The organism is Sphingomonas sp. LC-1 (genome assembly GCF_025371035.1).
Classification (GTDB): domain Bacteria; phylum Pseudomonadota; class Alphaproteobacteria; order Sphingomonadales; family Sphingomonadaceae; genus Sphingomonas; species Sphingomonas sanguinis_E.
On sequence record NZ_JANZXB010000021.1, the window covers coordinates 15010 to 28050 of the forward strand.

A 13041-nucleotide genomic window follows, 5' to 3' on the forward strand; every position below is an offset into this window, starting at 1 on the left:
GGCCTCACGGGCGGGGTTGATCGCGGGAGGGGGCGTGATACGCCTATGCCACACCCTGTCCCCCGAAAGGTCCTGCATGTCGCGTTCGACGGCTCTGCTGCCGCTGTTTCTCCTGTCCACCGCCGCCTTCGCGCATGACCATGATCACCTGGCTCATCAGGCCGCCGGCGCTGCGCCCGCACAGGCCGCGAGCCCGCGCAGCCCGGCCGAGCGCAATGCCATCGTCACCGCCGCGCTTCCCGAGGATCAGGCCGCGATGAAGGCGCATGTGATGTTCCTCGCCTCCGACGCGATGGCAGGCCGGGAGGCCGGAACGCGCGATTACGACATCGCCGCACAATATGTCGCCGCGCAATTCTATGCCGCGGGCCTTCGCCCCGGCGGCGATGACGGCGGCTATCTGCAGAAGGTGCCGCTCGTCGCCTATAATGTCGCCGATCAGGGCAGCGCGATGTGGACCCCGGCGGGCGGCCAGGCGCGGGAATTGGTGTTCGGGGAGGATTTCGTGCCCTCGCCCGTGCCCAATGCCAAGGAAACCAGCCTGTCCGCGCCGGTCGTCTTCGTCGGCTATGGCATCGACGCGCCGCAATATGGCCTGAGCGATTACAAGGGCGTCGATGTGCGCGGCAAGATCGTCGCCTTCGTCCCCGGCACGCCCGAGGGGCTGGGCGGCGAGGAGCGCGCCTTTTTCGGATCGGCGGGGAACAAGGCGTCGCTCGCCGCTGCGCGTGGCGCGGTCGGCGCGGTCCAGATCGACATGCCGCGCGCGGGCGGGCGGCAGCGGCCCTTCGCCGCGCTCGCCCGCTATTACAATGCGCCGCGCGTGACCTGGGCGAATCCCGACGGCACCGCGCATGCGATGACGCCTTCGACGCCGGTGCTCGGCACCCTGTCGCAGGCCGGGGCGGCCAAGCTGTTCGGCCAGGGATGGGGTGCTGTGGTCAAGGCCGCCGCGAACCCCAAGCCCGCCTATAAGCCGTTGATGCCCAAGGGCCAGTTGACGGTCGCCTCGAAGACCAGCTTCAAGCCGATGGACAGCGGCAACGTCATCGGCCTGATCCCCGGCAGCGATCCCAGGCTGAAGGACGAGGTGGTCGTGCTGTCGGCGCATCTCGACCATATCGGCACCAATAAGGGCGGCGATGGCGACCGGATCAACAATGGCGCGCTCGACAATGCCATCGGCATCGCCAGCCTGATCGAGGAGGCCAAGCGGTTCAAGACCGCCGCCACCCCGCCCAAGCGCACCGTCATGTTCCTGGCGGTGACGGCGGAGGAAAAGGGGCTGGTCGGCTCGGACTATTTTGCCAACCATCCGACCGTGCCGCTCAAGTCGATCGTCGCCGACGTCAATCTCGACATGCCGATCCTGACCTATAAGTTCGAGGATATGGTGGTGTTCGGCGCCGACCGATCGACGCTGGGGCCGATCGTGCGCAAGGCGGTGGGCGCGATGGGCCTGCCCGTCTCGCCCGATCCGATGCCGGAGGAGGGGATTTTCGTCCGCTCCGACCATTTCCGCTTCGTGCAGAAGGGCATCCCCTCGGTCTTCCTGTGGCCGGGACAGAAGGGGCCGGGCAAGGCGGCGGTCGAGGATTTCATGAACCACCGCTATCACCGCCCCGGCGACGAGATCGACCAGGGCATCGACTGGAGCCAGGGGCCGCGCTTCGTCAGCGTGAACTATGCCATCGCCCGCGAAATCGCCGATGCGCCCGAGCGGCCGGTGTGGAACAAGGGCGATTATTTCGGCACGCTCTATAAGGGGCTGATGGCGGCGAAGTGATGCGTGCCACCGCAGCCAAGCCGCCCCCCATCCGTTCAGCCGGAGCAAAGTCGAAGGCCAAGGCTAAGGGATGACCTTGGCCAGGTGGCCCGTCCGGGGCATGCACTTCGACTTCGATCAGTGCGAACGGAGGTAGGGTGAGCAAGCTATTCGTCTTCGGCATGGGCTATGCTGCCGGTCATCTGGCGGCTTTGCTGGAAGGGCGCGGCTGGTCCGTTTCGGGCACCACCCGCGACGGGCGCGGCGGCACGCTCCGCTTCGACGACCGGGAACGCGTCGAGGCGCAGATCGCCGCCGCCACGCATATCCTGTCCTCCGTCCCACCCGAGGGCGAGCATGATCCGGTGCTGGTCGCTTACGGCGCGCACCTCGTGAAATCGGACGCCTGGATCGGCTATCTGTCCTCGACCGGCGTGTATGGCGACACCGGCGGCGCGTGGGTGGACGAAACCGCGCCGATCGGCTCGGGCCGCCGCGCGGCGCGGGCGGTGGCGGATGCGGACTGGCAGGCGCTGGGCGCGCGGGTGTTTCGCCTGCCCGGCATCTATGGTCCCGGCCGCTCGCCGATCGACCGGGTTCGCGGCGGTCGGGCGCACCGCGTCGGGCTGGCGGGGCAGGTGTTCAGCCGGGTGCATATCGCCGATATCGTATCGGGCGTGATCGCCGGGTTCGACGGCCCGGCGGGGGCCTATAACCTGGCCGACGATTTCCCTTGCGACCAGGATGCCGTCGTCTCCTATGCCGCCACGCTTGCAGGGATGCCGCCGCCGCCGCTGGTCCCGCTGGAGAGCCTGTCGGCGGCGGCGCGGGGTTTCTATGCCGAGAACCGGCGGGTGGCCAATGGCAAGGCGAAGCGGGTGTTGGGCTGGCGGCCCCGCTATCCCGATTACCGGTTGGGCCTGCGGGCCTTGAGCGCGATGACCAGCCCGGCGGCCGTCACCGCCGCCCCCGCGCCCGCCAGCAGCGACCAGCGATAGCCCTCGAACACCGTCGACAGGCTCATCGCGATCACCGGCACGATGACGCTGGAATAGGCCGCCTTGGCCGGGCCGATCGCGCGCAGCACGCGGTAATAGAGCGGAAAGGCCAGCGCCGAGGCGAACAGCCCCAGATAGAGGATGCCCAGCACATAGCCGGCGCGCATCTCGAACACCGGCGGGCCGTTCAGGCTATAGGCGATGATCGCGTCCAGCGCCGCGCCCGTCAGCATCGCGACGCTCAAGGTCGCGTGCATCGGGAAGCGCTTGGCGGTCTTGGTCGCCTGCATGACGTTGGCGGTGGAGGCGGACAGGATCGCGATGATGGTGAGCGCGATGCCGGTCAGCGCGCGCGTGGGACCTGCGGGATCGACCCGCGCCTCATGCACGAACAACAGGGCCGCGCCCGCCATCGCAATCCCCGATCCGATCAGCAATTGCCGCCCCATACGCTGGCCCAGAAACAGCCGCGCGAAACAGGCATTGGGGATTAGCAGCATCGCGAACACCACCGCGACCAGCCCGGAGGTGATGTACGCCTCCGCCCGGTAGACGAAGTTGAAGTTCAGCACGAACTGGAACAGCCCGATCCCGGCGGCGAACAGCCAGCCGGTGGTATCCAGGCGAAAACTCTCCCGCCGTGCCAGGGCAAAGGCCCCCATGGCGAGCCCGCCGATCAGGAAGCGATAGCTGACCGACCAGGTGGCGGGGACGACGGTGATCTGGTCGCGGATGACCAGCCAGGTCGATCCCCAGATCAGCGTGACGATCGCAAAGGGGATCAGGATCGCGGCGCGGGTCGAACGTGGGGCGGTGTCGAACTCGCTCATGTCGAAACCGTGCCCAAGGCGGCGATCGCATCGGCCAGCCGCGCGACCTGATGGCCGTCGCTGTCCCAGGCGGTGACGAGGCGGATTTCCCCCTCCGCCCAGTCGTAGAAGTCGAATCCCTGGGCGCGGAGGCTTGCGGCTTCCTCGGGCGTGGCGCGCAGGAAGACCTCGTTCGCCTCGACCGGGTGGACCAGCCGGTCGCCGCCCGCGCCCGCCAGCCGCTCGGCACAGGCATTGGCGAGTGCGCCATTGGCGATCCACAGGTCATCCTCGACCATCGCCAGCACCTGCGCCGCCAGATAGCGTCCCTTGGACATCAACAACCCCGCGCGTTTGCGGCGGCGGCGGGTGACGTCGGCCAGGCCGGGCTTGAAGAAGACCAGCGCCTCGGCACTCATCGCGCCGTTCTTGACGAAGCCGAAGGACAAGGCCTCGACCCCCGCCTGCCAGGTCAGCGCGGCGGGCGTGCAACCCAGCCGCGCGACGGCATTGGCGAAGCGCGCGCCGTCCATGTGGAAGCCGAGGCTCCGTTCCTTCGCCAACGCGCCGATCGCGGCGACCTCTTCGGGATTGTAGACGCGGCCATATTCGGTGGCGTTGGTGATCGAGATGGCGTGCGGCTGGACCCGGTGCACGTCGTTGGCGATGGCGTCGATCACCGTCCGGATCGTATCGGGGGTCATCTTCGCCCCCTCGCCATCGGCCAGCATCAGCTTGGCACCATGGGTGTAGAATTCGGGCGCCCCGCCCTCGTCATTCTGGATATGCGAGTCGCGGTGGCAGACCACACCACCATGAGGCGGGCAGAGCGCGGCCAGCGCCAGGCAGTTGGCGGCGGTCCCGGTGGGCACCCACAGCACTTCCACCTCGGTCCCGAACAGCTCGGACAGCCGCTCGTCCAGCGCCCGGGACCAACGATCGCCGTCATAGGCGGTGTCCATCTGGTCCGCTGCGGCGATGGCCTTCATCACCTTGGGGTGGATACGGGCGGCATTGTCCGAGAAGAAGCGCATGACCCAGGCGTTTGGGGGAGGCGGCGGATCACGTCAACACCACCTCCCTATTCGAAGGGGCGGGCGGTTCGCCGTCCCGATCAGTGCGGCACCATGCCCAGTTCCACCCCGGTCTTGTCGTGCAGGGCGAAGCGGTCGATCAGATCGGCGCTCGCCTGATTATAGCCGATCACCTCGACCAGCGAGCCGTCGCGCCGCAACCGCGCCACGATCTTGTCGAGCGCGCCGACACCCGAAATGTCCCAGAAATGCGCTGCGGATACGTCGATCAGCACCGGCCGCCCCTGTTCGGGAAGGAAGGCGCGGGTGAAGCGGTCGACAGAGGCGAAGAATATCTGCCCCGTCACCCGGTAGCGTATCGCCGCATTCTCCTCGGTCCGCTCGACCGCGAACAGGCGGCGGACCTTGCCTGCGAAGAAGATGCCCGACAGCAGCACCCCCGCCAGCACCCCCTGCGCCAGGTCGCGGGTCGCGACCACGACCGCAACCGTCACCAGCATGACGACCGACGATGTCGGCGGATGGCGGCGCAGATTGGCGATCGAGTTCCAGCTGAACGTCCCGATCGACACCATGATCATGACGGCGACCAGCGCGGGCATTGGGATGCGCCCGACGATCGGCCCCAGCCCCGCGAGCAGGATCAACAGCACCACGCCGGCCGTCAGGGTCGACAGCCGCTTGCGCCCCCCTGAGCTGACGTTGATGACCGACTGGCCGATCATCGCGCAACCGCCCATGCCCCCAACCAGCGCGGCGGCGATGTTCGCCCCGCCCTGGCCCATGCATTCGCGGCGCTTGTCGCTGTCGGTGTCGGTCATGTCGTCGACGATCTGCGCGGTCAGCAACGATTCGAGCAGGCCCACCGCCGCCATGGTCAGCGAATAGGGCAGGATGATCCGCAGCGTCTCGAAGGTCAGCGGCACGTTGGGGAGGGCGAGGCTGGGCAAGCCTTCGGGCAGGCGGCCCATGTCGCCGACGGTGCGCACCGGCAGGCCCATGGCGATGCTGATCGCGGCCAGCACGAGGATCGCGACCAGCGGCGAGGGGACCGCCTTGGTCACGCGCGGCAGCAGGTAGATGATGGCGAGCCCGCCCGCGACCATCGCATAGCTGTGCCAGGTCACGCCGGTCAGTTGCGGCAGCTGCGCCATGAAGATCAGGATGGCGAGTGCGTTGACGAAGCCGGTGATGACCGAGCGCGAGACGAACTGCATCATCAGGTCGAGGCGCAATATCCCTGCGACGATCTGGATCAGCCCCATCAGGATGGTCGCGGCGAACAGATAATCGACGCCGTGGTCGCGGACCAGCGGCGTGACTACGACCGCGACGGCGGCGGTCGCGGCGGAGATCATCGCGGGCCGCCCGCCCAGGAAGGAGATGACGATCGCGATCGCGACCGAGGCATAGAGCCCGACGCGGGGATCGACGCCGGAGATGATCGAAAAGCCGATCGCCTCGGGAATCAGGGCCAGCGCTACGACGAGCCCGGCGAGCACGTCGCGACGCGCTTCGCCCAGGCTGGCGAACCATTGGGTTCGATAGGTTTGAGCAGTCATGAAAATACCAGAATATCGCGCATGACGCTCGCTCTCTCGGAACGGGAGCGGGGTAGGGTCATGCATTCTGTTGTCCGGCGGATCGGCGGCCGGAATAGCCACCCGGAATTGCACCGGGTCCTTGCGAATGGCCGCGCGTTTAACGGCGAAGGGGGGGACAGGGCAAGCCCTTACGTCTCATGGTTTTGGTTCGCGCAGAGGCGCGGAGGACGCAAAGAGCATGATAGTGATCTGCTCTCAATTCCTCCCCTGCAAGGGGAGGGGGACCATCCGTAGGATGGTGGAGGGGTGTCACCAGGCGTGAGCGTGGTCTCACCTAACGAGTGGGTACACCCCTCCGTCAGGCCTTCGGCCTGCCACCTCCCCTTCAAGGGGAGGAATGTCGATTGTCTCTCTGCGTCTTCCGCACCTCTGCGCGAACCAAATTTCTTCGCACCACAGCGTCTTGCGTGAACACGAAATGGATCACGCGATGACATCCCCCGCCCGGAAGCGTGCGTTATTCCTCTTCGTCGCGCTCGTCGGGCGGGCGGCGATCCTCGGGTGGCGGGCCTGCGCGGTCGGGGCGACGGCGGCCGGGGCCGACGGTGATCGATCCGTCGTCGCCCATCCGCATGTCCAGGCCCATGCCCTGGATGATGTCGCCGACGGGATCGCTTTCCTCCGGCATGACTTCCTCGTCCATGCCATTGGTGATGGCGTCGGGATCGACCTGCTCCTCGACCACCGGTGCCGCAACCGGCGGGATGTCGAGCGCGGACTGCATGAAGGCGCGCCAGATACGCGCGGGCACGCCGCCGCCCGACAGGCCGGGATTGGGCTTGTTGTCGTCATTGCCGACCCACACGCCCACCACCAGATCGCGCGCGAAACCCATGAACAGCGCGTCGCGCGAGTCCTGCGTCGTGCCGGTCTTGCCATAGGCATCGACGGTCAGCAGCGCCTGCCGCCCCGTCCCCGTCTTGATCGAGGAGGACAGCAGGTCGAGCATCCCGTCATGCACGGCGGAGGAAAAGCCCGTCTTGCGGTTGGTCAGCGACTGATACCAGCCCTTGTCGCGCACCTCGGTCAACCCATGGGGCGTGACCGGGTAACTTTCATTGGCGACTGCGGCATAGGCGGCGGTCAGCTCCAGCAGGCTGACGGTCGAGGTGCCCAGGCCGATCGTCGCCTCGTTGGCGATCGGGGTGGTGATGCCCAGGTCGCGCGCCGCCTTGATCACCGACTTCACGCCCACCGCCTGGGTCAACCGCGCGGCGGCGACGTTCGACGAACGGGCAAAGGCCTGGCGCAACGTGATCTTGCCCAGATAGCGCCCATCGCTGTTGCGCGGCTTCCACCCGGCGATGTCGATCGGCTCGTCCTCGATCGTCGAGTCCGGCGTCATGCCCGAACGCAGCGCGGCGAGATAGACGAACAGCTTGAACGCCGAACCCGGCTGGCGCCGCGCTTGGGTGGCGCGGTTGAACGGGCTCTTGGAATAATCCTTGCCGCCGACCATCGCGACGACACGGCCATCGGGGCGCATCGCGACCAGCGCGACCTGTGCCTGGTTGAGCCCGGCGCTGCGCACCGTCCGCTCGGCAATCCGCTGGAGCCGCGGGTTGAGCGTCGTCTGGACCGTCGCCTCGGTCTTGATCTCGCCCGCCTGGTCGCGGGCCTCGGGCAGCACCCAGTCGGCGAAATAGGTGCCGCTGGGCAGCGTCTCTGGCCGCGAGGCGAGCACGCGCTGTGGCTGGACCGCGTCGGCTTCACGCTTGGTCAGGAAGCCCGCATCCTCCATCGCTGCGACGACGACGGCCTGCCGCGCCCGCGCGCCTTTCAGGTTGGTGGTGGGGGCAAGGCGGGAGGGCGCCTTGACCAGACCCGCCAGCATCGCCGCCTGGCCGATGTTCAGCCTGTCCGGCGTGCGGCCGAAATAATGTTTCGAGGCGGCGGTGATGCCATACACATTGTCGCCGAAATAGACGTTGGACAGATAGCGCGACAGGATCTCGTCCTTGGTCAGCCACGCCTCCAGCCAGAAGGCGATCATCGCCTCGCGGATCTTGCGACCCGCCGTACGGTCGGAGTCCAGAAACGCGTTCTTCGCCAGCTGCTGGGTGATGGTCGATCCACCCTCGCGCACGCCGCCCGATCCGACATTGTGCCAGGCGGCGCGCAGGATGCCGCGCGGGTCGATGCCCCAGTGCGAATAGAAACGCCGGTCCTCGATCGCCATGAACGCCTCACGCACATGGGCGGGCAGCTTGGCGGCATCGACCGGCGCCCCGATGATCGCCCCGCGCCGGGCGATCGGCGTGCCGTCATCGGCGGTCAGCGTGATCGAGGGCGGCGTCGGCGGCTGGAGCGATCGCGACAGCGGTGCGGTGATCGCCAGCCAGATGATCGCCAGCACCAGCAGGATGATGCCCGCACCCGCACCCCGCGCGATCCACCGGCCCCAGCGAATGGGGCGACGCCGCGGCTCCGGCCCGACATCCTCCTCGTCGGGGCCGAAGGACCAGCTTTGAGTCTCCGCATCGTAAAGCGGATAATGGGCCCCCACCGGCTCATAGGGGCGGTCCAAAGGGGTACGATCGGGATTGAACGGGTCGGGGCGCATCACAGGGTTCCGGCGGTCGGCCACTCGCGTGTATTACTCCACCAGAACACCGCGCGCAAGCTCATGCCCGTGTTTACCCTGTTTGCGGCACCTCGGGCAAGCGCTCGACCGAGGGCGTGTCCTCGATCAGGCCGGCGCGGTGCGCGACGATGGTCGGGACCAGCGCCTGGCCCGCGACATTGATCGCGGTGCGCCCCATGTCGAGGATCGGATCGATCGCCAGCAACAGCCCGGCGCCCTCCAGCGGAAGGCCCAAGGTCGACAGGGTCAGCGTCAGCATGACGACCGCGCCCGTAAGCCCGGCGGTCGCCGCCGAACCCAGCACCGAGACGAGCACGATCAGCACATAATCGCCGACATGCAGCGGCAGGCCATAATATTGGGCGACGAACAGCGCCGAGATGGCGGGATAGATGGCGGCGCACCCGTCCATCTTGGTCGTCGCGGCAAAGGGCACCGCAAAGGCCGAATAGGCGCGCGGCACGCCCAGCCGCCGCTCCACCGCATCCTCGGTGACGGGCAGGGTGGCGATCGAGGAACGCGACACGAAGCCCAGTTGGATCGCAGGCCAGGCGGCGGCATAGAAGCGCTTGGGCGACAGGCCATTGGCGAGCAGCAGCAGCGGATAGACGACGAACAGGACGAGGCCGAGCCCGATATAGATGGCGAGCGCGAAGCTGCCGAGCGCGGACAGCGACTGCCAGCCATAACGCACGATCGCGTTGCCCAGAAGCGCGCCCGACCCGATCGGGGTGAGCCGAATCACCCAGGACAGGATTCGCCGGAAGATCGCGAGCGCCGAGGCGTTGAACGACAGGAAGCCCTCGCCCTTCTCGCCCACCCGCACCGCCGCCACGCCGATCGCGACCGCCATGACGATGATCTGAAGGATGTTGAACGACAGCCCGGTCTTCAGCGCCCCGTTGTCCCCCGCGCTGGTCGAGGCGGAGAGGCCGAGGATGTTGGAGGGGATTAGCCCGCGCAGGAAGTCGAGCCAAGAGCCCGCCGTATCGGGCCGCACCGCGCTGCCCGGCGCGACGCCCGCATGCAATCCCGGTTGCAGTACCGTGCCCAGCGTCAGGCCGATGGTCACCGCGATCAGGGCGGTGATCGCGAACCAGACAAAGGTGGCGGCGACCAGCCGCGCCGCATTGTTCAGATCGCGAAGCGCCGCGATCGACGCGACGATCGCGGTGAACACAAGCGGCACGACCAGCACCTTGAGCAACTGGACGAAGCTCTCGCCGATGATGCGCAACGCCTCCGCCAGCCCGGCGACGTTCTGGCTTCGCGCGACCAGCCCGAGCAACAGCCCGACGGCCATGCCGACAAACACCTGCGCCCCGAAGGAAAAACGGAATCTCATGCTGCCATAGCTAGCGAGCGGATGAAACGATCCCAACCAAGATTTGCAAGGGGGGAAGAAAGCTGGAGGATCGTCCCGACCCGCTTTGCGGGTCAGGGAGAATGGTGCTGCCGGTGAGGATTGAACTCACGACCTCAGCCTTACCAAGGATGCGCTCTACCACTGAGCTACGGCAGCACTCGCGTCTCGACGCGGGAAGCGCGCCTAGAGACGATCGGGCGGACATTGTCAAGCGCTTGTCGATGGGATTATGCGCAATTCATGGAAAAAGACGAACGCGCGGAACGGCTGGCGGCGTTGCTGCGGGAAAATCTGAAGCGCCGCAAGGCCCAGGCGCGCGGGCAGGACGAAGGCCGCGATGGCGAAGGAGAGGGGACGGCTTCTCCGACCGGGCGCACCCCCTAACGCCAGGCGACCGCGGCCAGGATCAGGCTCATCGCGCCCAGGCCGGAGGACAGGAGCAGCCGCAGGCGTCCCCAGCCCGGCATGTCCCGCACCAGTGACCCGGTCCGGGCATCGCCCAACGGCGTCAGCAAGAGCGCCGCTCCCAGGGTCAGCAGGGTGGCGGACACTGGCACGTCCACAATGACCGTCGCCAGCAACGCCGCCCACCCGATCAGACTGGGCACCACCGCCATGCCGTAAGGCCAGATGCGCGCGTCGCTGCGCAACAGCGCCTCCATCCACCATAGTCCGCCCAAAAAGGACAGGATCAGTGCGGCATAAAGAGCGCCTGCCATCGCGACCGGCAGGATGAACCCGGCCTCGCTCGACGCCAGCGCAATGCACAAAAGACCAGGCAGCAGACCCGCGACACCCCAATAGAGTGGCGCGCGTGGCAATGGGCGATGCGTCATCGATACCTCCAACGACGCTACGCAGCGAACGGGGATTGGTTCACACGGCGGCACGGAGACTTGCCGGGCTTGGTTGGTGCGGATGGCAAATCCCGCCTGTCCCGACGCATCGAGCACCGTCCGCGTCACCCTTCGGGCATGTTACATCCTCAGTGAGGCGACGTTGACGTGCCCGGCCTTTTGGCCGGGCTCCGGCCGCTATCTCCGCAGTCGCAGATCCCCTCTGCCGGAGCCGCCCTAGCCTGATAAAATATCAACGATGTTGCGATGGCAGACCAAGCAATGGCAGGAATATCAAAATTCTTAAGCCAGTTTCGTAAGTTAAACGATTGATGTTGATTAGTATGCTTTTAACTGTAGCGGTACCATAATGCCGATGAAGAATCATGGAAAGTAACATAGATGATAAAATGGGGGGGTTATCTTGCCGTTATGAAAAATCTGGTTTCGTAAATGCTTGGAAGCCATAGCGGATCTGTAAGCGTCCTTGGTGCTCTGGCGCTCGTCAGTCTGATAGGTAGCGCTGCCCTCGCGGTCGAACTGGGCCAGGGCTATCGGGCGAAGATCGCCTATCAAGGTCCGGCGGATGCGGCCGCGCTCGCCGCCGCCAATGCGTATGTGCAAAATCCCGATGACGCGGTGCTGGTGACGACCGCCCAGGACATCGCCCGTGCCAATGGCATTGCCGTGCAAAAAGTGGCGGTGCAGCACCTCAAAAACTACAGCGCGACCGTCAGCGACGCGGTGCAGGTGCGGATCACGGTCTCGATCCCGCTGTATTTCGCGCGTGTCCTGACCAGCAACGCCAGCTACGGCGTCACGATAACCTCCATCGCATCGCTGCCGAGCCGGCAGACCGCGCCCTGCATCCTGGCCCTGGCCAATGCCGACGGCATTTCGCTGAGCGGAGGTACGTCCATCAGTGCTCCCGACTGCGCGGTCGTCTCGCAAAGCTCGGTTTCGATCGCGGGCGGCTCGACCATCGGCGCCAAGGCGGTCTCGTCCTCGGCCGATATCGGCCTTAACGGCGGCAGCACGATCAAGGCCGACACGATCACCTATGGATCGAGCATCCGGACCACGGGCGGCAGCAGCGTCACTGGCAAGCAGATCAGGGCCCCCAACGGCGTCTCCGATCCCCTGGCCGACAATGCGGCGCTGGCGGCGGCCTTCGCCAAATTGGGATCCTATACCGCACCGAAGACGGTCGCCGTTCCGGGCGGTGACGATCTGAGCCTGTCCTATTATCCGACCACCATGACCTTCCAGGGGAAGGTGGGCACGCTTTCCGACAGTGTGTGGACCTTCCCGGCGGGCGAATATCATATCGCCAATCTGAACACCGGCTCGCTGAAACTGCGGATTCTCGGGCCATCCGTCGTGACGGTCAGCAGCAGCGTGACCATCGGCGGGGGTGGTGGCCTGCTCCTGCCGGACGGTCCAGTCACCATCAATGCGCCGATCAGCCTGAGCGGCGGAGCGGTGATGGTGATCGGGGCAGGCCGCCATTATTTCGGTCAGATCACGATCGGCGGGGGATCGACCGCCACGGTCGGGGCGGGCGAGATGGACGTCAATGGCGCCATACTCGTCGATGGCGGCGACAGTCGCTTCACCGTCGGGGCGGGGGATTATGCGATCGGCAGGGACGGTTCGGGACGCTCCATCAATCTCTCGGGGGGAAGCGCCGCCCGCTTCTCTGACGGCGCGTTCAGCGTCAGCGGGGGGATCAAGACGGCGGGTGGCAGCAACATCGTCTTCGGTGCGACGGCCAACCACCTCATCAACGGCGATCTCGACCTGAACGGGAGTTCGACGTTCGGATCGGGAATCTACACGATCAATGGCGGCTTCACCAACAATACGGGAGGGACCATGTCGGGAAGCGACGTCTCCTTCATCCTGGCGGGTACGCTGGTGATCTGCCCCCCGCTGAGTGGCCCAGAGACTATGATAGTCTGGACCGCGAAAGGGACATTGAATGCCGAGCAAGAAGCACAAGCCGGAAGAGATCATCGGCAAGCTGCGTGAAGTTGAGATCGTGC

At 66.4% G+C, this 13041-nt stretch carries 10 protein-coding genes, 1 tRNA gene and 1 other annotated feature; of the genes, 4 read left to right on the top strand and 7 right to left on the bottom strand.

What is annotated here, in order from left to right; all coding sequences use genetic code 11:
* Positions 1-76 precede the first annotated feature (76 nt).
* Positions 77-1786 carry a M28 family peptidase gene (locus tag NZL82_RS18755; protein WP_261271239.1) on the top strand — a complete coding sequence of 570 codons (1710 nt, stop codon included), beginning with the start codon at positions 77-79 and terminating at the stop codon, positions 1784-1786.
* A 137-nt stretch (positions 1787-1923) separates the two neighbouring features.
* The gene (locus NZL82_RS18760; RefSeq protein WP_261271240.1) at positions 1924-2763 is read left to right on the top strand and encodes an NAD(P)-dependent oxidoreductase; all 840 of its coding nucleotides are present in this window, start codon (positions 1924-1926) and stop codon (positions 2761-2763) included.
* On the opposite strand, the gene NZL82_RS18765 is transcribed toward NZL82_RS18760, so the two are convergent.
* The 6 genes from NZL82_RS18765 to NZL82_RS18790 all read right to left on the bottom strand — a co-directional run bounded on the left by NZL82_RS18765 (position 2673) and on the right by NZL82_RS18790 (position 10316).
* Entirely contained in the window at positions 2673-3593 is a 921-nt protein-coding gene (locus NZL82_RS18765; protein WP_261271241.1) for a DMT family transporter, read from the bottom strand. The genes NZL82_RS18760 and NZL82_RS18765 overlap by 91 nt on opposite strands.
* The gene (locus NZL82_RS18770) at positions 3590-4606 is read right to left on the bottom strand and encodes a low specificity L-threonine aldolase (protein ID WP_261271242.1); all 1017 of its coding nucleotides are present in this window, start codon (positions 4604-4606) and stop codon (positions 3590-3592) included. Before NZL82_RS18770 ends, NZL82_RS18765 begins: the two co-directional genes overlap by 4 nt.
* 80 nt (positions 4607-4686) lie before the next feature.
* Positions 4687-6168 carry a SulP family inorganic anion transporter gene (locus tag NZL82_RS18775; protein WP_261271243.1) on the bottom strand — a complete coding sequence of 494 codons (1482 nt, stop codon included), beginning with the start codon at positions 6166-6168 and terminating at the stop codon, positions 4687-4689.
* A 68-nt stretch (positions 6169-6236) separates the two neighbouring features.
* Positions 6237-6292 (bottom strand) — a sequence feature (sul1 is cis-regulatory element that is thought to sense ions involved in sulfur or methionine metabolism; They are found in Alphaproteobacteria).
* 375 nt (positions 6293-6667) lie between these two features.
* Positions 6668-8773: a transglycosylase domain-containing protein gene (locus NZL82_RS18780; RefSeq protein WP_261271244.1), complete on the bottom strand. Its 2106-nt coding sequence runs from the start codon at positions 8771-8773 to the stop codon at positions 6668-6670.
* Positions 8774-8846: 73 nt separating this feature from the next.
* Positions 8847-10139: a dicarboxylate/amino acid:cation symporter gene (locus tag NZL82_RS18785; protein WP_261271245.1), complete on the bottom strand. Its 1293-nt coding sequence runs from the start codon at positions 10137-10139 to the stop codon at positions 8847-8849.
* A 102-nt stretch (positions 10140-10241) separates the two neighbouring features.
* Positions 10242-10316: transfer RNA gene (locus NZL82_RS18790), tRNA-Thr, on the bottom strand.
* An 84-nt stretch (positions 10317-10400) separates the two neighbouring features.
* Here NZL82_RS18790 and NZL82_RS18795 point away from each other — a divergent pair.
* The gene (locus NZL82_RS18795; protein ID WP_261271246.1) at positions 10401-10544 is read left to right on the top strand and encodes a hypothetical protein; all 144 of its coding nucleotides are present in this window, start codon (positions 10401-10403) and stop codon (positions 10542-10544) included.
* Here NZL82_RS18795 and NZL82_RS18800 read toward each other — a convergent pair.
* Positions 10541-10996, bottom strand: coding sequence for a DUF3429 domain-containing protein (locus NZL82_RS18800; protein WP_261271247.1), 456 nt, complete (start codon positions 10994-10996; stop codon positions 10541-10543). The two genes, NZL82_RS18795 and NZL82_RS18800, sit on opposite strands and share 4 nt — an antisense overlap.
* A 453-nt stretch (positions 10997-11449) precedes the next feature.
* Here NZL82_RS18800 and NZL82_RS19890 point away from each other — a divergent pair, with 453 nt between their 5' ends.
* The gene (locus NZL82_RS19890) at positions 11450-13027 is read left to right on the top strand and encodes a hypothetical protein (protein WP_405051395.1); all 1578 of its coding nucleotides are present in this window, start codon (positions 11450-11452) and stop codon (positions 13025-13027) included.
* Positions 13028-13041 lie beyond the last annotated feature (14 nt).